Below are 25,819 nucleotides of genomic sequence, written 5' to 3' on the forward strand. Positions count from 1 at the left end.
CGTCGTTGAGCCATTCCTCACGCATACTAGCTTAATTTCTTGGTACTTGACAGTACCAGAAGCAAATGATAGCATAAATCGTGTTGGTACTCAATAGTACCAAGCATATTTTTTGATAATTCGCGGCGACCTGCACAGGCCAGCATTGCAATAAGCGAGGCTCGTTGTATGAGTATTTCTAGTCCCATTCGTGCTATTCCCCAACCACCAACCCGTCCGATTGTTGGCAATGTACCGGATATTGGCATGGAAACGCCGGTGCAAAATTTGATGAAATTGGCGCAGCATTATGGGCCAATTTTTCGCGTGAGTTTTCCTAATCGCTCGGTTTTGGTGGTTTCTTCAGCAGCGTTGGTGGCCGAAATTAGCGATCAACAACGCTTCGATAAATTATTGCATGGCCCGTTGATTCAAATTCGCGATTTTGCTGGCGATGGTTTATTTACGGCCTACACCGAGGAAGCCAATTGGAGCAAGGCGCATCGTTTATTGATGCCAGCCTTTGGGCCAGCCAGCATGCGCAATTATTTCGACGACATGCTCGATATTGCCGACCAATTATTTACCAAATGGGAGCGCCAAGGGCCAGAAACCGATTTCGATGTCGCCGATAATATGACCCGCCTGACGCTGGATACGATCGCCTTGTGTGGCTTTGGCTATCGCTTTAATTCATTTTATCAGCGCGAAATGCACCCCTTTGTTGAGGCAATGGTGCGAGCCTTGGCCGAAGCAGGTGCGCGTGCCCGCCGTTTATCAATTCAAACCAAGCTGATGCGTTCGACCCAGCGCCAATATGAAGCTGATATGCACTATATGCACGGCATTACCGACGAATTAATTGCTAAACGCCGCAGCCTGCCCAGCAATGAAGTGCCCAACGATTTATTGGGATTGATGCTCAACGCCAAAGATTCAATCACTGGCGAAGGCTTAGATGATGCCAATATTCGCAATCAATTGGTGACATTTTTGATTGCAGGCCACGAAACGACCAGCGGCTTGCTTTCGTTCGCCACTTATTTCTTATTGCAACAACCAGCAATTTTGCAGCGCGCCCAAAGCATTGTCGATGCGGTGCTGGGCGATCGCTTGCCGCGCTACGAAGATTTAGCCAAACTTGGCTATCTCGACCAAATTTTGCGCGAAACGCTGCGGCTTTGGCCAACCGCGCCTGTATTTGGCGTATATGCCAAGCACGATACAACGATTGCTGGCTTTCCGGTGAAGCAAGGCGAAAAATTCCTTGCCCTATTGCCAACCTTGCACCGCGACCCCAAAGTTTGGGCCAATCCAGAAGCGTTTGATCCTGATCGCTTTGCGCCCGAAAGCCGCGAACAAATTCCTGAGCATGCCTGGAAGCCGTTTGGCAACGGTCAACGCGCATGTATTGGCCGCTCCTTTGCCATGCAAGAGGCCACGTTGGTGCTGGCAATGCTGCTGCAACGCTTTGAATTATCGCAGCCACAGCCCTACAAATTGCATGTCAAAGAAACTTTGACCCTCAAACCAGAAGGCTTGACAGTTCGCGCCCGCCTGCGCAAAATAATTAATCGGGCAAGCCAGCCAGCACAACCAATAATTATGTCCAAAACCGCCAACAACCAAGCCCTGCACAACACGCCGCTGTTGGTGCTCTATGGCTCGAATTCTGGCTCGTCGGAAGCTTTTGCACGCCGCATTGCCAGCGATGGTGAGGCTCAAGGCTACCAAGTAAGTGTTGCGCCACTCAATGATTATGTCAATAAATTACCAACAAATGGCGTAGTGAGCATTGTTGCAGCGTCGTACAATGGCCAGCCCGCCGATAATGCCCAAGCCTTTTGCCAATGGCTGGCCAGCGTGGAGCCAGATTCGCTCAAGGGCGTGCGCTATAGCGTGTTTGGCTGTGGCAACCGCGATTGGCAAAGCACCTACCAAGCAGTGCCAACTCAAATCGATCAGCACTTGCAGGCCGCAGGAGCAGAACGCTTGCTTGAACGTGGCGCAGCTGATGCCCGCAGCGATTTCTTTGGCGATTTTGAGCGTTGGTACGCGCCATTTTGGCCAACCCACAATCAAGCATTTGCAATCGAAACCACAGCAATCAACACCAAACCGCTGTACGAGGTTGAATTACTACCATCAAGTAGCAACCAACTCGCCCAACAAAGTGGCTTGGTGTTTGCTAGCGTGCTCGAAAATCGCGAATTGGTGGATTTAAGCTCGCCCTTGGGCCGCTCAAAACGCCATCTCGAATTCAACTTGCCTGCTGAAATTCAGTATCAAGCTGGCGATTATCTGGCAATTCTGCCCGAAAACCACCCCAGCCTAATCGAGCGGGTCTGTAAACATTTTGGCCTAAAAACAGAGCAAACCGTGGTTTTACACGCCAATCGGGCCGCCAACTTGCCGCTTGAGCAGCCAATCAGCCTTGGTGAATTGCTCAAAAGCCACGTTGAGTTGGCAACGCCAGCGACCCAGCGCGATCTAGCAATTTTGGCTGAGAAGAATGTTTGTCCGCCGCATCAAATCCATTTGGCTAGCTTGGCCAATGATCACGAACGCTACAGCAACGAAATTTTGCAAAAACGGCTCAGCCTGCTCGATTTACTTGAACAATATCCATCATCGCTGCTGAATTTTGGCGAATTTTTGGCGCTTTTGCCAGCAATGCGGGTGCGTCAATACTCAATTTCATCATCGCCATTGCTCAATCCGCAGCAGGCCAGCCTAACCGTAGCGGTAGTTGATGCACCTGCATGGTCGGGCAAAGGCCAGTTTTATGGCACATGTTCAAGCTATTTGGCCCGCTTGCAGGTTGGTGATCAGGTTGCCTTGACGTTGCGCCAGCCACATATTCCATTTCAGCCACCAACTGACAACAACCAACCACTGCTGATGATTTGCGCAGGCACCGGTTTAGCACCATTTCGTGGTTTTATCCAAGAACGGGTAGTCCGCCACGAGCAAGGCGAGCTGCTTGGCCCAACTGCCCTGTTTTTTGGCTGCGATCATCCCGAGGTCGATCTGCTGTATCGCGATCAAATTGTTAATTGGCAGCAAGCAGGAGTTTTGGAATTTTATCCCGCTTTTTATCGCCAGCCAATCGGCGAGGTCAGCTTTGTGCAACATCGGCTCTGGCAAGAGCGCCAACGAGTGTGGAGCTTAATCGAACAAGGCGCAGTAATTGCGGTCTGTGGCGATGGCCGTTATATGGCTCCAGCAGTGCGCGAAACGCTCGCCAAAATTTATGCTGAAGCCACTGGTAGCGAGCAAGCAGCAGCCATGGATTGGATTAGCGAAATGGAGCAAACAGGTCGCTATGTGGCCGATGTTTTTGGCTAAATCAGGCATCAATTAATCAAATAGCTGTAAAAATGCCGTTGGATCAATTTCCAACGGCATTTGTTTAATCGAAGATTGTTCGCTGCTGAAAGTGTGGAAATTGTTTATTGCATGAGCCACACGCGGCTGTTATACTGCGAGAGTGTCCTCTAACTAGAATATATCGCAGACTCCCTAGCGCTACAACAGCCAAATTCTGCAATCAATTGTGCAAAGCCTGATGAGGATGGCGCAATGCCTGATATTGAAGATTCATCACTGCAACTTAATCTTCCTGCATGGATGCGCAATGGCGGGATCGCTGGAGCAAGCTTACAACAGATCGATTGGCGTATGCATGCGCTTGGGCCAATGGAACAATGGCCAAGTGCCTTACAAACCGCGCTGAGTATGGTGTTATCAGCTGCAATCCCCATGGCATTAATTTGGTCGGCAACGCAGACTATTTTTCATAATGATCACTATCTTGAATTGCTTGATTCTGATAATCCCCCCAGCCAAGCAAATTCTGAAACCGGCTTCTTGAACTATCCAGCGTTGCAACAAGCCATCCAACAGGCCAGTGCAGGCCAAAGCATCAAGCTCAAAGCTTTTGCGCTAAGCCAATCATTAAGCGTTGATCTAGCTTTTAGCCCAATTTATGCAGAACACAGCACCATTGTGGGCGTGCTAAATAGCGTTACCCACAGCCACAGCGCCCAGAAAAATCTCTCTACTCAAGCAACACCAGCTTCATTTTTACATTTAATCGAGCAATCCACGCCGAGCTTGCAGCCAACCAAGCAGCTTCAGCCTGAGCACGAGCGGCTTGGCGCGCTAATCGGCTACGTTGATCGCCAGGGCTATTATCGTTTCAACAATCAGGCCTATCAACAATGGTTTCAACGGCCACTGCACCAAATTACTGGCTCAACGCTCAGCGACGTTTGGGGCGAAGCCGCCTACCAGCAATTTTATGATCACATCCATCAAGCCTTGCTTGGCCAAACCGTAAGCTTTGAGACCGTAATTGCGCTTGCAGACGATCAGATTCGCAGCGTCGCGCTTGAATATCAGCCAGATTTGAATGCAGCAGGCGAAGTGCAAGGATTTTTCAGTTTTATTAACGATCTGAGCAGCAATAAAAAATTAGCGGTTGCAGTTCAAGAATCGCAACAACGCTTTAATGCACTCTTCCAAACGAGCACAAGCCCAATGATTATTACCCGTTTGCACGATGGGCTTATTTTAGATTTAAACGAAAGCTTTAGTCGCTTGCTTGGCTATCAATACGATCAATTAATTAATCAACCGATTCAAGAACTCAATATTTTCGTTAATCTGCACGATCGAATTGCGATGGTTCGAATATTAAAAAATCAAAGCTACGTTAGTGATTATGAATTGGAAGTTCGAACCAAATCTGATGAAACAATTTTTGTTATTTGCTCAATGACCTTGCTTGTCTTAGATAACAGTTTATGTGGCTTTACAGTTATTCATAATATCAATAATCGCAAAATTTTTGAGCGCAAACTGCAAGAAAGTGAAGAACGATTAAAAATCGTGATCGAAAATCTCAATGAAGGAATTGTATTATCGGATGTTGATGGCAATCTTTTTCATTGGAATCGTACAGCTTTAGCGATGCATGGCTTTGCAAGTATGCAAGAATGTCGTGAACGCTTGCCTGATTTTCACGATTTTTATGAAATTAGCACCCTTGATGATCGTATATTAGCTATTGAAGAATGGCCAATGGCACGGCTGATTCGGGGCGAAACTTTAGAATTAATTGAATTAAAAATTCGCCGCATTAATACTCCAATTGTTTGGGAACGAATTTTTTGCTATGGTGGTGCAACCGTTATCGATTCGTCTGGGCATACGGTTGCGTTCTTAACAATTACCGATATTACTAAACGCAAAAAGGTTGAGCAAAAGCTTCAATATCAAGCCAATCTTTTAGCGCATGTTTCCGATGCAATTATTTCAACCGATAGCAATTATACTATTAGAAGCTGGAACCGTGCTGCTGAAGAAATTTATGGCTGGCCTGCCCAAGAAGCAATTGGCCAGCGCTTAGGCCATTTGATTCCAACTGAATATATTTATAACGATACCCGTGATCAAGCAAGTACACGTTTAATCGAGCAATCATTTTGGCAAGGCGAAGTCTACCAATATACCCGTAATGGCCAAAAATTGCATATGCTCAGTAGTGTTTCGCTGATTAAAAATATTCAAGGCCAAATTCAAGGAACTGTTGGAATTAACCGTGATATTACTGCTTATAAAGAAGCAACCCAAGCGCTCCAAGAAAGTGAACTACGCTTTCGAACACTAACTGAATCATTACCACAATTAATTTGGACTTGTACAATAGCCGGAGCATGTGATTATTTAAGCCAACAATGGGTTCAATATACGGGAATACCGGAAGCAGAACAATTAGGCTTAGCATGGATCAAACAAATTCATCCTGATGATCAAGCAAAAATCCTGAACGAATGGAACAATGCGCTTAATAATCGCCAAAAGTTTCATAGCGAGTATCGGATTCGGCGACATGACAATACCTATCGTTGGTTTGATACCCAAGCTGTGCCTTTTTTCAACCAACAAGGCGAAATTATTAAGTGGTTTGGCGCAAGCAACGATATTGATGATCGTAAGCGAGCAGAAGATGCCCAATTACGCAGCCAAAAAATGGAGGCCTTAGGCACGCTAGCAGGCGGAATTGCCCATGATTTTAATAATATTTTGCTAGCAATTACGGGAAATACCCAATTAGCAATGTTAGACCTTGATCCACAGCATCCTGTGCAGAATAACCTGCGTGAAATTGAACAAGCAGGCGAGCGTGCAACAGATTTAGTCCGCCAAATTTTAACCTTTAGTCGCCAACAAGAAGTAAAACGCGAGGTTGTTTTATTGCCAACAATTATTGATCAGGCAGTAAAATTATTGCGCGCAACCTTACCAGCACTGATTGAAATTCAGGTCAAGGTTGTGGGTCAAATTCCGGCAACTGCCGCTGATCCAACCCAAATTTTCCAGATTATTATGAATTTGGCGACCAATGCGGCCCATGCAATTGGCAATAATCGCGGCTTGATTGAAATTCGGCTTGATTTAATCCATCTGACTGCTGAATTATTGCGTGCAGTCCCCAACCTACAACAGGGCCATTATGTGCGGCTCTCGGTCAGTGATAATGGTTGCGGCATGGAACAAGAGACAATCAAACGAATTTTCGATCCCTTCTTTACAACCAAGCCGCTTGGCGAGGGCACTGGGCTGGGGTTATCGGTGGTTGATGGAATTATGAAGAACCACGATGGCGCAATTACGGTCTATAGCCAAATTAATAAAGGCTCCACCTTTCGGCTCTATTTTCCGACCACCAACGAACTGCCAACGCCGGAACCACCAAAACGCCAGCTGATTAGCGAAAGTGGCTCGGCCCAGATTGTGTATATTGATGATGATCAAGCATTGGTGAGCTTGGCCATTAAGATGCTCACCACCTTGGGCTACACGGTGCAAGGTTTTACCAACCCGCAACACGCCTTGGAATATGTGCAGAATGACCCCAATGCCACCGATATTGTGATTAGTGATGTTTCGATGCCACATATGTCGGGCTTCGATTTGGCCCAACAATTGCACGCGATTAAGCCCAATTTGCCAATTATTTTAACCTCGGGCTATGTACGCCCAGAAGATTATGCACGTGCTCAAGCTTTGGGCATTCATGCGTTAATTTTGAAGCCGCATACCTATGAAGATTTAGGCTATACCTTGGCCCAAATCGTCTAGCCAAGGCGGCTGAAATTTTTTAACGGTTCTTTACCCTTAACTCATCTGCTACTCATCCAAGTAGCATAATATCATTCTCGGAAACCACGCTCGGTACAAGGAAACTGCATCAACAATCGTGACGATGACGAGACCTTGGAAGGAGATAACTTCATCACCTTCAACCATCGACCGACAAAACCCCTCCTGTGATGGGGTCACACATCGCAGAACGATTCAAAAATCCTCATTCGCCGCTATCCCCCCCTATGGATAGCGGCGAATATCGTTTAGCGTTTGTTGAGCATGCGCCGCGACCACGCCACCAAACGCTTGGCAGCTCCCCGATAGGGCGGTTGAAACAGATTAACCAGATTCAGGCCACCTTGTTGAAAGACCGCTCGTTCATGCGAAAAGGTTTTAAAGCTATAAAAACCATAATAGTTACCCAAGCCACTTTGGCCAACCCCGCCAAATGGCAAATGTGGATTGGCTAAATTGAGCAAAACGCCATTAATCACGCTGCTACCAGCTGGAATTTCGCGCAAGAGCCAATTGGTAATTGCTTGATTTTCGCTGAAAATAGCCATTGTTAGGGGCTTGCCACTAGCACGGGTGGCCATAATCACTTCATCAATCTGGTCGTAGACCAAAATTGGCAAAATTGGCCCGAAAATTTCTTCTTGCATAATTGCCATGCCAGGCTTAACATTGGTCAAAACGGTTGGGGCAAAGCGCGCTGGATGGTCGGTTGATTGACCACCTAAGGCGACCAAGGCCCCTTGGGCAACCGAGTTATTGAGCAAGCCGCGCAAGCGAGCTGTGGCATTGGCATCGATCACATTGGCCAAATCAGGCGATTGCAGACGGGTATAATCGCCTTTGCCATAATTACGCTCAATTTGTTTGATAATTAATTGGGTCAGGGCTTGGGCTTGCTCGCGCTGCACCCAAACATGATCCGGCGCAACACAGGTTTGGCCAGCATTGACAAACTTGCCCCAAACAATCAATTGGGCCACTCGCTGCAAATCTGCCGAACGATCGATAATTGCTGGCGATTTGCCACCCAGTTCTAAGGTAACCGAGCTAAAATGTTCAGCGGCGCGCTGCATCACATATTGGCCAATGCGTGGGCTGCCAGTAAAGAAAATATGCTCAAATGGTAAATCGAGCAAGGCTTCGGCGGTATCAATATCGCCCACAACCGTGGTTACATGCTCAGGCTTAAAGGCGGCGGCGATAATGTTGGCAATCACTTGAGCGGTATGCGGCGTGCGCTCCGATGGCCGCACAATCGCGCAATTGCCAGCGGCAACCGCCCCCACCAAGGGAGCCAAAGCCAGCGAAAGCGGATAATTCCAAGGAGCCAAAATCAGCACCACGCCGCGCGGCTCGTATTGAATCCAGCTTTTGCTGCCAGCAAGCATGGTTGGCGTTTTAACCCGTTTGGGTTGCATCCAGCCTTCGAGGCGTTTCATTGCAAAATTAATTTGCTCGATTACCTGTTGAATTTCGGTGGCTTCGGTTTCGGCCACAGGTTTCGCAAAATCAGCCTGCAAGGCTGCATAAATATCGGGGCGGGCTTGTTCAATTGCCCGTTTAAATTGCTGTAAATAGCCAAGTCGTTCAGCTGCGCGGCTGGCAGCGATGCGGCCACGATTGGCCTGCAAGGCCGCAAATTGGCCATGAATTTGCATGAGGTTCATTGATTCCTCCAACACAACATGTCGCAGGCTATTATACGCGAGCTTGGCGGCAGCATACAGAAACTTGCTAAAACCACAAACGGCCCAGTCGGGCCGCTTGCAGGAGAGAAGAGTGTAGAGGAGGAAGAATTTGATCGTAGTATCAGGCTTGAAGCTTACGACCAACCTAACGAGCCAAAACGCCACAACTCCTATTTCGATCTAAGCCGCAGAGGGGAAAAAACAGAACATAGAGCATAGAGCAAAGAACATAGAGCCTAGGATTCAGGGATCAGGGATCAGAGGTCAGAGGCTATTGGCTTTGGGCTTTCGGAAGATTCTTCGTGGAATTCGGGCAATTCGTGGCGAAAAGAGGCTCACTTTTAACGCAGAGGCGCAGAGCAGGCATGGCTATTGGCTATAGGCTTTGGGCTGGCGAGAACATAATCTTAACAATCTGTGCCAATCTGTGGCCAAAAAACTTAACCTTCGTGTTTCTTCGCGGTTCCGTGCTTCGTGGCCCTTCGTGAATCAATTAAGGAGAGAATTTAATGCCTTCAATCAATCCTGAGTTTTTAGCAGCCTGCCGTGAATCAGTTCAGCGCCAAGTTGAGTTACTCAGTCTATTAGCGGCTTCATGGAACATGCAGCCAAATGATGTGTACTATAACTGGCGCTCACAGCGTGATCAATCGGGCATGATTGCAGACACTGCGTGGCGCTATTTTTTTCATGGCTTGGAATGCGATATCAGCAATCAAGAAGATGGGCGTTTTGTGCGCATTGAGTTTGGGCCTGGTGGACGCGCCGATTGCCTTTCGAGCTATAGCGTGCTGCAATTTATTATGACAAGCAAAGCACCATGGGGCTATTATCCCGAATTACAGTCCCAGCTTGCCGACAAACCAGCGCCATTTAATGAACACTCTGGCGATTACCACGCAATCCATGTTTTAATCGAACCACTCTATACAGCTAAGCTGATTGAATTGGCCGCTCCTGCTTTGCTCGCAATTCAAGAACAAGCCCTAGTTGTTACGCCCGAAGGCAGACAAATCTATGAGTTGCCAGCTCCCTATAACAACCCAAATACCCATGGTTTTTGGGATATGATGGTTTGCCACCGCATGGTCTTGAAATAAGCTAAGCAATGAGCGAAAAAGTCAGAAATCAAAAGTCAGAAATCAAAAGTCAGAAATCAAAAGTCAGAAATCAAAAGCCATAACTCCCTTCGCGATCTTCGCGCCCTTCGCGGTTTCCGTGCTTCGTGGCCCTTCGTGAAACTTCGTGGATCAATGCTTTAACGCAGAGGCGCAGAGCAGGCATGGCTATAGGCTATAGGCTATGGGCTGGCGAGAACGTAATCTTAACAATCTGTGCCAATCTGTGGCTAAAAAAACTTAACCTTCGTGTTTCTTCGCGCCCTTCGCGGTTCCATGCTTCGTAGATCAAACATTCCCCCTAATTGATGAGTGCAATAACCGTTATTCAATGCTACTATGGCGCTATCGCCCAACCAGACATTGATTTGAGGAGTATGTATGTCCAAATTTTGGCAGCCCAGCCGCTTTGGAGCGTTGCTTTTAACCCTTGTAGCGGTGCTCTCGAGCCTTGCGATTACCCGCGCCCAACAACCAGCCAACCCGCCAATTAATGGCGTTTGGGATAGCACGATTGGCAATAGCCTCCAAACCCCAGGCAGCATCAATAAACTCTACATCGGCCCCGATCAGCGCTTATATGTTGCTGGCAATTTCGCCTATCTCAACAATCAGTTGGGCAATGGCTTAGTCTCGTGGGATGGCACGAACTGGCACACCCACGGCTTACAGCCCAACGATATTAATAGCATCAAAACTTTCGAAACCTACCAAAACCAACTGATTATTGGTGGAAGTTTCCAAAACCTCGCAGGCCGAGCGATTAATGGCGTAGGTCGTTGGGATGGAAGCCAGTTTCAAGGCTTTGGGGCAGGTACACAAGGCTCCAATGATTATTGGGGCAATACGCCATCGCAAGTTAACGACATTACGGTTATCAGCGATACGCTCTATCTCGCTGGCAATTTTTCGCAATTTGATACGATTGCAGCAAATTCGGTAGCCTATTGGAAACCCACCGGAATTGGCGCACTTGGCAGTTTTGATAACAAAGCCTTTGTTGCCGCGTCAACTGGCCAGCAATTGTTCGTCGCTGGAGCATTTCAATATATCAATAATGTTGAAATCCCCTTTTTTGCCCGATTTACGAACGGCCATTGGTCATCAATGCCGATGCCAAGCAGTATTGGAGTTAACCCTCAATGGACGACCGGGCTTAACAATGCAATCTATGCGTGGGGCTACCTATTATCCAATCCAAAGCAACATTATGTCTATCGTTATAGCAATAACCAATGGACGCAGCTTGGTAATGATCTACCAAGCCTGATTGACGGTATCATCGATGCCAATGGCTTGTATGCTTATAACAACAGAAATGTGTGGAAACTGGTCAATAGTCAATGGCAACAAGTTCAAATTCCGGCCAGCATTACCAGCATCACCGCAGTTGCTGGCACGAGCAACCAGCTCTATCTTGCAGGCCAGTTTGTGGTCAATAACCAGCCAAGCCAGTTGATTGCGTGGGATGGAACCAGTGTAACGAGCCTCGCAACCACTACCTTGCCGCCAGCAATCGCTGATATTGGCGGTGTGCATGGCAAGCTGGTGATTAATCGGGGTGGCAATACCAACCTGCACCAATGGAATGGCAGCTCATGGCAACAACTCTATAGCATGGTCCAAGGCACTCGGATGGTTACGGTTGATAGCCAACACACCTATCTGACGAGCGGTTATCCGTTTAGCCCAAATAATGGCAGTCTCAGCGCCCTTTGGGAATTCAGTTCAACAGGGACGCTCACTAATCCAGTCGCAATTAATGGGACTGCCATAACTTGGACGCGCTCAGGCACAAGTTTGCTAGCGAACGGCAGTACTGGCACGATCAATGGCCAAGCCTATAGCACAACCGTCCAGATTAACCAAGACCATTCATGGCAACAATTTAATGTTCGTCATTATGACAACCAAGTTAGCATTTACTTTGTCAATAATCAGTATTATGCGCTCAAACTCCTTTCCGAACCCTATTCGACGATCATTTTGGTTAATGTTTGGCGCAATAATAGCTGGCAAGAAAGCGATGGCATCCAAATTGGCAATGAAACCGATGTGCAGTTTGTGGTGTGGCGAGATCGCTTGTATATCAGTGGATCATCTGGATTGTATCAATTGAATGATGATGGCAACATTGTGCAGATTGCCCAATTTAATAATATAGTTAAACGCTTGGCTAGCGTTGGTGATGAGTATCTGTATGTTGCTGGCAAATTCACTGCAGTCAATCAACAAACTACTGGCTCAGTTGCCCGCTGGGATGGCATGATTTGGCAAGGTTTAGCAGCACCTGTCAATGGCACAGTTGAGCACATGGCTGTCACCAGCGACGATCTGTATCTCGCAGGCAATTTCACTCACGCTGGATCGATTCCATCCTTGGGTGTAGCCCATTTAAGCGTAGAATACCAACCACCAAGCAACACCGTAACTCCAAGTAATACGCCAACCAACACAGCTACTCCAACAATTACCAATACACCAACAAATACAGCGGTGCCAAGCAATACGCCAACTAACACAGCTGTGCCAAGCAACACGCCAACCAATATCCCAACAAGCACGGCGGAGCCAACGCCGATGCCAAGTCAGACGTATAGAGTGTTTATAGGCTATGTTGTGAAGTAATGAGAGCAAGAGAGGGATGAAGGATGAAAGATGAAAGATGAAGCTATAGCCCTTCGTGCAATTCATGGAATTCGTGGCTAAAAATAACTTCGTGCTCTTCGTGGTTGAATTCTTTAACGCAGCGGCGCAGAGGCGATGTGGCTATCGGCTATCGGAATAAAACATCCGTGGTAAAAAACAGCCTTCGCGCTCTTCACGTTCTTCGCGGTTTCCATGCTTCGTGCTCTTCGTGTCCTTCGTGGATCAAAAAAAGGGATCAGTTCTTACCACTGATCCCCTACGATTACCTAGCCCTGATTAACCTTGGCAACAATTTCATCAACTTGGCTGGCCTCGAAAAAGCCAAAATTAACAAACTTGGCCAACGGAATTGGCTCGAATATCGCGCGGGTGCTGGCGCTTTGACCTTCGATAAAGGCTCCAGCACTTGCTTGTAACAGCTCAGCCCCAATCGGATCGTCCAAGAATTCCTTGATTGAACTCATGCGGGTCAGCACTTTGCGCACCGAACGCGGATCTTCATTAACGGTCAGATCGGCGACCAACGGCAGATCGTCGCTACAGCCACCAGCCAAAATGGTATACTCGCCGCCTTCCATTCGCCACGCCGCCCGTTGCTGGTCGTAGACGCTGAAATCGCGGGCAGCAAGGCTTAATTCAACGGTCTTGGTTTCGCCAGCAGCCAATTCGACTTTGGCAAAAGCCCGCAGTTCTTTAACTGGGCGCAAATAACTGGATTTGATTGGCTTAACGTAGACTTGCACAACTTCTTTGCCTGTACGGTCGCCGGTGTTGGTCAGGGTTACGCTTACCGTCAACGGTGTAGCATCGTCGATGGTGCTGGCACTCAGCGCAAGCTGATCGTAGCGGAATGTGGTGTAGGATAAGCCATAGCCAAAGGGAAACAGCGGCTTAACTTTGCGTACATCATAATAGCGATAGCCAATAAACAGGCCTTCGCCATAGCGCACCACCCCAGCTTCGCCTGGATAATTGAGGTAGGCTGGCGTATCAACCAGATCATAGGGAAATGTTTCGGCCAATTTGCCACTTGGATTGACCGCGCCAGACAGCACATCAACTAAGGCACTGCCCACAGCCTGCCCCGCCAAACCTGCTTCAAGCACCGCTCGCACTTGACCAAGCCACGGAATGCTGACCGCCGAGCCGTTGATCAAAATCGCCACTGTATGCGGCTGCACCGCAGCTACCGCTTCGAGCACTTGATTATGGCCAGCTGGCATGTTGATGTGAGTACGATCAGCGCCTTCAGTTTCGTAGGCATCGGGCAAGCCAACCAAAACCAAGCTTACACTTGCATCTTTGGCAGCAGCCAAGGCTTCGTTCAACAATGCTTCGTTGGTATTGCCATCGTGATCATAGCCAGCGGCGAAGGTCACTTCAACCGTATGTTCGCCGAGCCATGCTTGCAAGGCTTCAAGTGGCGTATCAACCTGAGTTGCATTAATTTCCGAGCTGCCAGCGCCTTGATAGCGTGGTTTTTGGGCAAAATTGCCAATCACCGCCACGCGGCTGCCAGCAACAGGCCGCAACGGCAAAATCCCATCGTTTTTGAGCAACACCATCGATTCGCTAGCAGCTCGTCGCGCCAAGGCATGATGCGCCGCCTGATCATAGCTTGCTGCTGGTTGGCGTTGCTCCAGCCCACGCAAAATAATTTTGAGCATGCGGCTGGCAGCAGCATCAATCACTGCCTCTGAAAGCGTTTCCTTGCGCACCAAATCGGCCAACAATTCAACGTGATTCAGGGCTGGGCCGGGCATTTCTAAATCGAGGCCAGCGCTTAATGCTGCGGCTTTATCGTTAACCGCGCCCCAATCGGAAACCACAATCCCTTCAAAGCCCCATTCATCGCGCAAAATCTCGCTGAGCAATTGCTTGTGCTCGGTTGCGTAGATGCCATTGATTTTGTTGTAAGCAGCCATAATTGTCCAAGGTTGGGCACGCTTGACAACTTGCTCAAAAGCTAGCAAATACAACTCGCGCAATGTACGTTGATCGACTTCGGCGCTAATCGTCATGCGCTCGAATTCTTGGTTGTTGCAGGCAAAGTGTTTGAGCGATGTACCAACGCCGTGCTCCTGCACCGCTTGTACAAACGCCACGCCCAACTCACCAGCCAACACCGGATCTTCGGAATAATATTCGAAGTTGCGGCCACCAAGCGGCGTGCGTTTGAGGTTGATGCCAGGCCCAAGCACAATTTGCACGTTGTTGGCTAAACATTCTTGGGCAATCGCTGCACCAATCGCGCGCGCCAAATCAACATCCCAGGTCGAGGCGACGGCGGCGGCGGTGGGAAAACAGGTGGCAGGCAGCGCATCGACAATGCCAATTGAGGAATTTTCTGGGGGTTTGCGCAAGCCATGCGGGCCATCGTTCATGTTAATCGAGCCAAGCCCCAAGCGTTCGACGGGGTGGGTGCTCCACATATCTTGGCCGATGGTCAGCGAAATTTTTTCTTCCAACGTCATTTGAGTCAACAAGTCGTTGATTTGTTGATCGCTCGCGGTCATGAATTCGACCTTTCCTTGCTACAAAATGCAGCATCTACGAGAACCAGTGCAACAGCGCAGCATAGGCGGGCATCGCATTCCAGCCCATGAGCCAACGCCCCGTTGCGTTGCATTCCTAATTCACTTGATCAGAAAGGCTATCACACCTGTTCTCAAACTATCGATCGTAACTAAATAATAAAGCTTGAGCTTGGTTCTTGCAGCGTTGCTTGAACCAGAGGCAGCCCCAAAAAGCGCTCGCGCAATTCATCGCGCAGAATATTGCCCGAAATATGTTGAATCAAGCGTTGCGCATGTTGGCGCTCGCTTACCGCCAGCGTAAATTGGCCCTGTGCTTCGAGCCATTCAGCGCGCCACGCCCGAAAGCGCCAAAGATCATGAATATCGCCAGCAGGCTTTTCGTTAATCAATACTTCGCTGAATTCGATCGCTTCAGCCAATTTGCCTTGGGCCGCCGCCAAACGGGCACGATAGTTGGAAACCAACGAGCCACCAAACCACAACACCGAAAGTTGCTCGACAATTTCGTCTACTAAGCGCTCGGCATGGGCATAGTCGCCAATTTTAAGGCACAATTCAATATGAATAACCCGCAACATCACCCCAGCCACAACTTGTTGCTCGCCAAGTTCAAAGCTCAAAATATGCCGAATCGTTTCGCTCAGCTCAGCTGGATCTTGGTTGGTTTGCTCGATCGTAACCAGCAAGCGCAGGGCAATGAACAATTGGCGCAATGCAATTAAGGCTTCATCGTTAACTTGTTCAATGTATGCTTCGCCAGCTTCCAGCACATCCAGCGCCGCTTGATAATCGCCAAGCATGCGATACAAGCGAATCAGCTCAGTGCGCCCATACATATTCAGCATAATCGGCCCAGAAAGGCTCGATTGCTCGATTGACGACTGGAACATATGCAAGGCTTGTTGAATATCGCCAGTCTCAAGCGCAATGCCGCCAAGCACCGAGCGCGAAAAGCCCAAATTCCAAGCATTGCCAATCATCACAGCCAAGCGCTCAGCCTCACGGGCATAGCGCACAGCTTGATCCAAATCGCGGCGCGAATAGTAGAAATCGGCCATGCCTGAAAGGCTATCAGCCAGCATTGGTAGGTTATTCAACGAGCGCCAAAGTTCAATCGCCTCGCGCAACATTCGTTCGGCCAATTCTGGTTGGCCATTGTTGATCGCGACGCGGTGAAAATCGTTGAGACAATAGGCTTGCAGCTCGCGCATGCCCAACTCGCGGGCCAAACCAAGCGCTTTTTCGCCCCACGGCTCGGCAGCAGTAAAGCGGCTGAGGTGGCCTTCGATCAAGGCCAAAAGCCAATAACAACGAGCTTCCGATTGGCGGTCGCCTTGTTGGATCGCCAGTTCCAAAGCACGCGTCGTCTCGCTGCGGCTACGATCAAGGTCGCGATGGTGACTCGGTAGCATCAACAAACGTGCATGCTCGATCAAGACAATAATTAACGATTCAGTGTCGTTTTCGTTCTCGCAGCGTTCAAGCACGTGATGGTATAAATCAAGCGCTTGTTTGGTTTCGCCAATCAACTCGGTAGCACGGGCATAATTCAGATACAAGCCGCGCACCACACCCAACGGCAAATCGTAATGATGGCTCAAATCGTGGGCGCGTTCGTAATGGCGAATTGCCTCGCGCAAGGCATATTGGCGATAGGCCACATCGCCAGCAAGCAAGGCATATTCAAAGGCCTTGGGATGCTCGGCATGCATAAAGTGGTTGGCCAAAGCCGCTGCCAATTCTTCTCGCCGCGAGGGATACAAGGCTTCCAAGGTTTCGCCAACTACGCCATGCAAACGCCGCCGCTCAGTTTGCAAGGTCGTGCTATACACCACTTCGTGCACCAAGGCATGGCGAAAACGCAAATAGCCATTGGGATTCGTGCGATCACGCCGTAACAACTCGCGATCGACCAACAAATCGATTGAATTAGTCATTTTTTCGGCGGTCGAACCAAGCACCTCGGCTACAACGCGAATTGCAAAACGGCGGCCAATCACCGCTGCAATATGCAGCAATTGGCGCAACTCGCTGGGCAAGCGGTCGATGCGCGCCGCCAACAAGCCGTGGACGCTATCGGGCAATTCGATTTGATTAATTGCTTCCAGCGCCACCCAACTATTGCCATCGTGCATAATCGCTTCGCGATCGATCAGCGTGCGAATCACTTCCTCAACAAAGAAGGGGTTGCCATCGGCTTTGTTGAGAATCGCGGTGCGCAAATGTTCGGGTAAGCCATCGAAATGCAGCAAATTGGCGATTAATTCGCGGCCATTGGCGAGTGATAAAGGCGCTAAATTCAATTCGAGGCCACTTAAATCGCGCGCAGATTCGACCAAGCGCCAGCCCACCACTTCGCGATCAGGCCGCGAGGTGGCCAAAATGACGAGCGGAATGTCGTTGTGCAATTGCAAAAGGTTTTGCAGCACATCAACCGAAGCCTCGTCAGCCCAGTGAATATCCTCAATCGACCAAATGACGGGCGTATGTTGGCCTTGGGCCAGCACCAAACGCCGCACAGCGGTGATATACAAGGCTTGCAACGCTTGCGGGCTGAGTTCATCGAAGCGGCGCGAGGCTGGCAGCAACAACAAATGACTCAACGCTGGAATCACCTGATCAGCTTGATCTAACAATAATGCTGTGGCGATTTGATGCAAGGCCGCTGCCATATCATCTTCACTATCGGTAATTGAAACGCCAATCAGCGAGCGCACCAAATCGCGCAGCAAGGCGTAGGCGCTTTCTTGGGTGTAGGAGAGACAACGAGCTTCGTACCAAACAACTTGCGGCAATTGCTCAAAACTTTGGTTACGCCATTCGGTCAACAGCCGACTTTTGCCAATGCCCGCCTCGCCGACCGCCATCACCACCCGCCCGCGCTGTTTGCTGAGATCAGCAGTTACCGCCAACAAACTATCGAGTTCGCCATTGCGGCCAACCATTGGGCTTTGCAGGCCTTTGATGCCACGGCCAGATGAGGGCCGCGGATTGAGGCCGCGCAACTGGAATACTGCCACTTGTTCAGAGCGACCTTTGATTGTGCGTTCGCCAAGGGCTGCATAATCAAACACGTGGGCCGTCATCCGTTGAGTTTCGGGGCCAACCAAAATCTCGGCGTTGCTCGCCAAATCTTGCAAGCGGGCTGCCAAATTAACTGCATCGCCAATGACTGAATATTGCTGCCGACCGAGCGAGCCGATGCCACCAGCAATCACCACGCCAGTATTGATGCCAATGTGCAAGCCAAGTTCGAGGCCTTCTTGTTGGCTAAGCTCAGCAATTGCAGCGAGCATGGCACTGGCAGCATGCACAGCGCGAATCGGATCATCTTCGTGAGCGAGGGGTGCGCCAAAAATCGCCATAATTGCATCGCCAATAAATTTATCGACGACTCCACCGTAGTGCTCGATAATTGGCACCAAACGGTCAAAACAGGTATTGATTAAGCGATGTACAGCCTCTGCGTCGAGCTGTTCAGCAATTGAGGTAAAACCCACCAAATCGGCGAACATTACCGTAACCCGCCGCCGTTCGCTACGGGGCAAGGGCGCATCGGCCAACATGCGGCCACATTGTGAGCAAAAACGTGCGCTGGCAGGGTTGAGGTTGAGACATTCTGTACATTGCATAGGCGGTGTACTCGGCGCAAAAATATTGCACCATTATAGCGTTAATTTTACTATTTTTGAAACAAATGTTTACTAGAAATGTATCTGAATAGTGACGAAAACCCGCCACTCGTATCCACGAGTGACGGGTTTGTAACCAAAGATTAGTGAATTCTAGTTGAATGGCAAGGTGATGGTGGATTGTTGGCCTTGGCCGCTGGTGGCGCTGGTGCGAACGCTCGCCGAACCATTGCCAATCGCGTTCCAAATTTCAATCCGTACCCGACCATTGCTCAAGTTGGCCCAAGCCCCGCTGCTGCTCTTGAGGCCAGCAGTTTGGCTATATTGCTCGAAGCCAGCAACTGGATCGGTTGGGAAGTAGTTGTAGGTTTCGGTGCGATCATAGCTGCCGTCGCCAGTCCAGTCGTAGGAGATGCGGGCTTGCACCCCATTGCCTACGGCGGTATTGGAATCGACGAACAACTTGAATTGGGTGGCTTGGCTGTTGTAGCTGCGGGTCAAGCCTGAGATGGTATAGACCAAGGCGTTGGTTGGCGTACCATCGTAGTTGGCTCCGCTAGCTGATGGAATGCTGTCGCTGTTGGCTCCAGCGCCTGCGCTCAAGCTCAAGGTACCAGCCACATTTTGGGCAGCACCATCGATCACGTGCAAGGTATTACCACTGCCACCAGCATCGATCTTGGTCAGTTGCCATTGTTGGTTGGTCGCACCAACATATTCCCATTGATGGACATTGCCACCATCGGCGGTTGAGGCATCAGCAACATCAAGCGCCTTGCCGCTGTGGCGGGCAATAATCGCATAGTAGCCGCTGCCAACATCGCGCAAACACCATTGTTGATTGGTCGTGTTGCCATATGGCCATTGATGGATGTTAACTCCGTTGCCGGTTGCGGTCGTGCCGCCTGCAACATCAAGCGCCTTGCCACTGTGGCGAGCGGTCACTTTGAAGTAGTTACTGCCAACGCCTTCGAAGCGCCATTGTTGGTTGGCTCCACCAACATAGCCCCATTGATGAACATTGGCACCATCAGCGGTTGAAACTGCATCGACATCCAAGGCTTTGCCACTGTGGCGAGCAGTTACGCGATAGTAGGCATTGGCATCCAAGCTAACTGCTGAACAGCCTGCAACTGGCGTGGCAGTTGGTAGAACAGGAGTCGCGGTTGGGTTGACCGGCGTTGCCGTTGGATTGACTGGCGTTGCGGTCGGATTCGGGTTGACTGGAGTCGCCGTTGGCGGTGGGGTTGTGCCAGTGCTGCGAGCCATGCTGCGCGCTGGAATGCTATTCAAGACCACACCATTCGAGAAAGTAACGCTCAATGGATTTGCGGTTGGATTCCAGGCAACGTAGGTGCGAACACCATTTTTGTTGAACACCGCATAGGTTGGCGTGTTGGCAGTGATCGAGGTATCGATCGAACCCAATTGCTTCAAGTTGCGAATCCAGTGGTAGGTATGAGCTTTGGTTTCGCCTTCTTCAGGCGTGAAGGGCACGGTATCGAACTTGGTTGCAGCAGTTGCAGCATCACCAAAAGCTTGGAATTGCCAAATAATGTCGAGCCAGTAGCGTTCTGCGCCACCAATGTTGTTGCGCATTTGGCTGTAGTTTTTGTTGACGTAGGCTGGATTGCGGCCCAAGTACAACGAACCACCATGGAATGGCAAGAAGTTGATGCCATGGATCATTTCTGGATTGGCGCTGAACCAGGTTGCATAGCTGCCACCATCGCCCCAAACCATCCCGACGGCTGGGTGATTGTTGTTGGCGGTGAAGCCAGCAGGGAACACAGCGTTATCCACATTGAACCAATATTGCTCAATGGCGTGGGTTTCATGGGTATACATGAAAATCCCAAGGTCGCGTAATTGGGTGTTGCCAGTGTTTGCGCCCCACAACAGCACAGCGCTGTTGAACATCATCGCTTCTGATGATGATTCGTGGTTGTTGCCTGCACCAAAACCAGCGTGGCCCGAAGCCCATGAGTGGCCTTCGTAGATGTCGAAGGTGCGCAAGCGGGGGAAGCGTGGATCGTTGGCGGTGCTGATGTTGGCAGCATCGTTGATCAACAGCTTGACCATCGAACCCCAGTTGCTATCGAGCGCCCAGTTTGGATCGTATTGGGCCAAGATTGCCGCAGCGTAGATGTAGTAGCCATAGTGGAAGTGGTGGTCGTTCAATTCGGTATCCGAGCCGAATGAAGCGGGATAGCCGATGACCGTGCCCCAGTTGCTGTTGTAGTAGAACTGGCCGTTGGTGTCGTTGGCGCTGGCGGTGAACCATTCTTGCAAGCGGTTGCGCACGGCGGTAATCAACGAATTGCGGGCATTAGTATTGCCCAATTGTTCAGCAATCGGAATCAAATTAGCCAAACGCAGCAACGCCTTGCCAGTGTAATAGGTATCAGCACCGCCAAAGTGGCTGGCTTCGTTGGCAACATCGTTCAAGTGATTGTTGAGCGTGGTGCGGTTGTAATCGCCTGCATCTGGCAAGGCTGGCAACACGCCATTGAAGCGCATCGAAGTGGTAAACGAATTCCCATCGCGCAAACGAATTTGGCCGCGCGCCGTGGTATAGCTGTAGTTAGTCAACGCCGTTGATGAGTTGATCGCGTGGTGACGATACAAGCCCAACACAGTGTTGGTATTCGAGCCTTCTTTGGCAACCGTGGTTGCATTGAAGGTGGTGTTCAGGCTAGCCGTTGCTTGATCGTAGCTCCAGCTGGCAGTGGTATTGGTCACAAAAGCATAGGCGCGTGACTTGAAGAAATTAAAGGTTGCCACGCTATTATCAGGCAGCACCGCCACCGAATAATAATCCTTGCCTGCCAAATTTGATTGGAAATTGTTCCCCGATTGGCTCCACGTAGCGCCAGTTGGGGCAAAAATACCGTAGTGATGGCCGTTGACTGTGATGCCAAGCGCATTCGTGCCAGCGCCAGTCCAGACGCTTGGCGGGGCAGCAGCGCCAATCAAGGCATCGCCACCGCTCTTAGTCAGGTAGACAAAGGGCATGCCATGGCCGAAGGTTGCGCGCAATGTTCCGCCACCATTCCAATAAGCCGTGACCGTCCAATCCGAGTAGCCGTCAACTTTGGCATCAGGCGAGTTCAAGCCCACCAAACCAAGGTTCAGGTCTTCAGAAGCGTTATAGTGAAATTCGCCAATGTAGTTGGGCGAGCCAGTTGAAATTGCTGGAATCGTGGGGAACGTTACGCCCAAGCCAGCAGATTTGGCTTTGACAATCAACGGCAAGGCCGTCATATTTTCCGAATAGGGATTGCCAGGGAAGCGCTGCCAGCCAAGCGAACTCCACCAGTCGTTGGTGGGCATTGCGCCCGTAACATTGGCAGTGCGCTTGGGCGAAACCGGATTGCCATTAAAATCATCGGGAACTTTCGCGCCTGCTGGTAAGTTGGTGGTGTAACTGCCAAGCCCTGCTTGATCCGCGTTGGCAACGGGTTGGCTTGGAGAAAAGAACAAACTCGTGGTTAGAAACGTAAGGAGGGTTCCTGCGAGCCATGGTAATCGTCTTGAGCGATTAGGCAAATGTTGTGTATTCATGCACATCCTCGTGTACTAATCAACGTCGATAGCCGAAATGTTATGAACTCCTCGTCGCATGAATCAAGCAACCTCCTTCGATCAAAGAATCCATATACTGCCATTTTAATTTTTTCCTAACTATTATTCAATGACTAAAATAAGTCATTTCGCATGCTGAATGCTTCCAAAGGCTGGTTAAATAGTTAATCGTTCTATGCTACTATGCGCAGAATTGCATATAACTGTAATTTGTCCCCTCACCCCCAGCCCCTCTCCCACTAAACGCGGGCGAGGGGAGTTCCAATATTCATGCTGAAATGGTTCCTCCTCGCTCGCCAGGCGGGTTAGGAGGTGAGGGATTGCAGATTAACGAATCATTGTATATAGAGAATAGGAACCACCCATGGCAGAGTTGCAAACCTGGCAGGCCACGAGTCTGTTGGAGTTACGTTTTATCTCCGATGCCCAAATTGCGCCCAATGGCGAGCAGATTGCGTTTGTTGAAACTTGGATCGAGGAAACAGCAGGCAAAAGTGGCCCGCGCAAGCCCGATTATCGCTCGGCAATTATGCTGATTCAGGCCGATGGCGGCACACCGCAACGCATGACCTTCAGCGTTTCAGGCCGCGATAGCTCGCCGCGCTGGTCGCCCGATGGCAGCAAATTAGCGTTTATTTCAACCCGCGATGCAGGCGTAGCCCAATTATTTGTGCTCGATTTGGCTCGTGGTGGCGAGGCCCAGCAACTCACCAGCCTTGGCTATGGCGTGGCCGAAATCAACTGGCGGCCTGATAGCCAAGCATTAACCTTCATCTCTCGCGGAGCCAAAGCCAAAGAACAACCACATGTTGAAAGCTTGCGCGACGAAAAAATTATCGAGCGCTTGCCGTTTAAATTTGATGGCGTTGGCTATTTGCAGCCAGAATATGCCCAAATTTGGCTGGTGGAGCTTGGCCAAGCACCGCGCCAAATTACCGACCAAGCGTTTGATCACGCCGATCCAGCGTGGTCGCCCGATGGCAGCGAGTTGGCGTTTATTACGGTTTCGCGGGCAGAATTAGAGCACACGCGCCAAGCAGATATGTATCTTTTAAATGTCGATACTGGTACATCACGCTGCTTGACCAACGCGCTTGGGCCGGTCTATCACCCAACGTGGTCGCCTGATGGCAGCCAAATCGCCTACATCGGCCACGATCAGCAGCTTGGCAATGCTTCAAATGAGGCCTTGTGGTGTGTTAGCAGATCTGGTGGCGATGCGCGTTTGCTCAGCGTTGGCTTTGAACATGGGCTGGAAAATAGCATTATCAGCGATGCACGGATTGGACGTTTTCCCTATCGACCATATTGGCGCGATAACGGCATCTATTGTTTGGCAACCCGCGCAGCCCGCACCCGCGCCTATCGCTACAGCGATGGCACAATGCACGAACTCACGCCAGAGGATAATCCCAGCATTTCGGGCTACAGCCAATCGCTCAACAAGCGCACCGCCTTTACCGCAGGCACAGCCACCCAGCTCGAATGCTTGTATATGGGCGATGCAGATGGCAGCATTAATTTGCTTTATGATCCAAATGCTAGCTTGCTTGCCAGCATGCAAACAATCGAGCCAGAACGCTTTACCTACAACAGTTTTGATGGCTTGGAGATCGAAGGTTGGGCGATGAAGCCAGTTGGCTTCACTGAAGGCCAGCAATATCCTTCATTGCTCTACATTCATGGTGGCCCGCACAGCGCCTATGGTCACAATTTTATGCATGAATTTCAAGTGCTGGCCGCTGCTGGATATGGCGTGATTTACACCAACCCGCGCGGTGGCACGGGCTATGGTCAACGCTTCCGCGCCTTGGTGCGCCAAGATTTTGGTGGCGACGATTATCGCGATCTCATGGCCGCCGCCGATTTGGCTGAAACGTGGGATTGGATCGACAACAAACGCATGGGTGTGCTCGGTGGCTCGTATGGCGGCTACATGACCAACTGGATCATCAGCCATAGCGACCGTTTTGCTGCCGCCAATACCCAGCGCTGTATCTCGAATTTGATGAGCTTCTTCGGCACATCGGATATTGGGCCATACTTCGGCGAAGATGAATTTGGCGGCCAGCCTTGGGCCAATATCGATAAATTTATGGAACGCTCGCCGATTCGTTATGTCAATTCAATTAACACGCCGTTGTTAATTTTGCATTCCGATGAAGACCATCGTTGCCCAGTTGAGCAAGCTGAGCAACTGTATACCGCGCTCAAGGTGCTCGACAAGCCTGTGCGCTTTGTGCGCTTCCCTCGCGAAGGCCACGAACTTTCGCGCAGCGGCGAGCCATTGCATCGCATCGCGCGCATCGAATATATTCTCGATTGGTTCGGCCACTATTTGCAAGGCCACGACCTCACGCCCGCCGATCAGTTTCGGCGCAACGTGGCTGGCGCATGGAAAAGCAACCAATAGATCAGAAAGATCAAAAGTTGCGCTGATCGATTCAGATTAGCGCAGCCCAAATAATTGAATCCACAGCCGTTGCCAGCTTTAGGCAGCGGCTTTTTGCTTGGTTTGTTGGCCGCGATACCAGGCAATTGTTGCTTGCAACGCTTGCTCCAATGGCGTTGCATCCAAGCCAAGCTCACGCTCAATCGCTTGGGCATCGACAATTTGTGGCTCGGTATATTGATAAAACATCTCAACAAACTCGCGCATAAACGAATCCATCAGGCCAAAGGCACGAATCGCCATTTTGGGCAAGGCAATGCTGCGCACGGGGTAGCCCAGCAATTGGCCAATGGTTTGCAACATCGCGCGTTGAGTTAATGGCGGCGCAACTGGCAAATGCCATGCTTGGCCCACGGCAGATGGATGCTGGCCCAACAACGCCAAGCCGCGCGCCACATCGCCAATATAACTAAAGCTATGCGGCAAATCGATGTTGCCCAACAATTGCGCTGGTTTATGCTGCAACAACATGGGAAAAACCCGATCGCCCAAGGTTGAATTTAAAACCCGTGGGCCAAAGAAATCGGCGGCGCGGCCAATCGCCACCTCCAGCGTGCCAGCCCGATGCGCGGCCAAATAGGTTTCGACCAACGCAGCGCGCATGCGGCCTTTGCGTGTATGCGGCGCAAACGGCGTGGCTTCAGTCAATGGGCGGCCTTGGCTCGAACCATAAACGTAAAGCGTATCGAGCACGACCAAGCGTGCACCCACCGCCGTAGTTGCCTGCATAATCGTTTGCTGAAACTGAGGCATAATTTTGGTCTGTTCAGCATAATGAACGTTAGCGCAGTGATAAACAACATTCGCGCCATAGCACAATTCATTGATTTGGGATTGATTCAACAAATCTCCAGCCAGAACTTCAATCGTTGCAGGCAGATCGGCCTTGCCACTGCGATTGACACAACGTACCTGCTTGCCTTGGTCTAAAAGTTCTTCGGCGAGGCTGCTCCCAGCTGGGCCAGTCCCGAAAATCACATGCAATGAACTCATTTTAATACTCCTTGTA

At 50.1% G+C, this 25,819-nt stretch carries 10 protein-coding genes; 5 read left to right on the forward strand and 5 right to left on the reverse strand.

Annotated elements, in window-relative coordinates:
• Positions 1-168: 168 nt before the first annotated feature.
• Positions 169-3,327 (forward strand): bifunctional cytochrome P450/NADPH--P450 reductase, encoded by a 3,159-nt coding sequence (locus ACFMKP_RS15800; RefSeq protein WP_382292987.1) that lies wholly within the window; start codon positions 169-171, stop codon positions 3,325-3,327.
• Between the two features lie 234 nt (positions 3,328-3,561).
• Positions 3,562-7,128 carry a PAS domain S-box protein gene (locus ACFMKP_RS15805; RefSeq protein WP_382292989.1) on the forward strand — a complete coding sequence of 1,189 codons (3,567 nt, stop codon included), beginning with the start codon at positions 3,562-3,564 and terminating at the stop codon, positions 7,126-7,128.
• Between the two features lie 269 nt (positions 7,129-7,397).
• On the opposite strand, the gene ACFMKP_RS15810 is transcribed toward ACFMKP_RS15805, so the two are convergent.
• Positions 7,398-8,816, reverse strand: coding sequence for an aldehyde dehydrogenase family protein (locus ACFMKP_RS15810; protein ID WP_382292991.1), 1,419 nt, complete (start codon positions 8,814-8,816; stop codon positions 7,398-7,400).
• Positions 8,817-9,346: 530 nt separating this feature from the next.
• Between ACFMKP_RS15810 and ACFMKP_RS15815 the strand changes: the two genes are divergently transcribed.
• Both ACFMKP_RS15815 and ACFMKP_RS15820 read left to right on the forward strand, forming a co-directional pair.
• The gene (locus tag ACFMKP_RS15815) at positions 9,347-9,937 is read left to right on the forward strand and encodes a DUF6896 domain-containing protein (protein ID WP_382292993.1); all 591 of its coding nucleotides are present in this window, start codon (positions 9,347-9,349) and stop codon (positions 9,935-9,937) included.
• Positions 9,938-10,336: 399 nt separating this feature from the next.
• Positions 10,337-12,583 carry a hypothetical protein gene (locus ACFMKP_RS15820; RefSeq protein WP_382292995.1) on the forward strand — a complete coding sequence of 749 codons (2,247 nt, stop codon included), beginning with the start codon at positions 10,337-10,339 and terminating at the stop codon, positions 12,581-12,583.
• 287 nt (positions 12,584-12,870) lie between these two features.
• Here the strand turns inward: ACFMKP_RS15820 and ACFMKP_RS15825 are convergent, their stop codons facing one another.
• The 3 genes from ACFMKP_RS15825 to ACFMKP_RS15835 all read right to left on the reverse strand — a co-directional run bounded on the left by ACFMKP_RS15825 (position 12,871) and on the right by ACFMKP_RS15835 (position 22,337).
• A complete protein-coding gene (locus tag ACFMKP_RS15825; RefSeq protein WP_382292997.1) occupies positions 12,871-15,120 on the reverse strand; it encodes a glycoside hydrolase family 3 C-terminal domain-containing protein in 2,250 nt (749 codons plus the stop codon).
• A 170-nt stretch (positions 15,121-15,290) separates the two neighbouring features.
• Positions 15,291-18,773 carry an ATP-binding protein gene (locus ACFMKP_RS15830; RefSeq protein ID WP_382292999.1) on the reverse strand — a complete coding sequence of 1,161 codons (3,483 nt, stop codon included), beginning with the start codon at positions 18,771-18,773 and terminating at the stop codon, positions 15,291-15,293.
• 153 nt (positions 18,774-18,926) lie between these two features.
• Positions 18,927-22,337 (reverse strand): glycosyl hydrolase, encoded by a 3,411-nt coding sequence (locus tag ACFMKP_RS15835; RefSeq protein WP_382293001.1) that lies wholly within the window; start codon positions 22,335-22,337, stop codon positions 18,927-18,929.
• Between the two features lie 385 nt (positions 22,338-22,722).
• On the opposite strand from ACFMKP_RS15835, the gene ACFMKP_RS15840 reads away from it, so the two are divergent.
• Positions 22,723-24,771 carry a prolyl oligopeptidase family serine peptidase gene (locus tag ACFMKP_RS15840; protein ID WP_382293003.1) on the forward strand — a complete coding sequence of 683 codons (2,049 nt, stop codon included), beginning with the start codon at positions 22,723-22,725 and terminating at the stop codon, positions 24,769-24,771.
• A gap of 78 nt (positions 24,772-24,849) precedes the next feature.
• Here the strand turns inward: ACFMKP_RS15840 and ACFMKP_RS15845 are convergent, their stop codons facing one another.
• On the reverse strand, positions 24,850-25,803 hold the full coding sequence (locus tag ACFMKP_RS15845) for an NAD-dependent epimerase/dehydratase family protein (protein ID WP_382293005.1): 954 nt from the start codon (positions 25,801-25,803) through the stop codon (positions 24,850-24,852).
• Positions 25,804-25,819 lie beyond the last annotated feature (16 nt).

It is taken from the genome of Herpetosiphon sp. NSE202 (assembly GCF_042688385.1).
GTDB lineage: Bacteria > Chloroflexota > Chloroflexia > Chloroflexales > Herpetosiphonaceae > Herpetosiphon.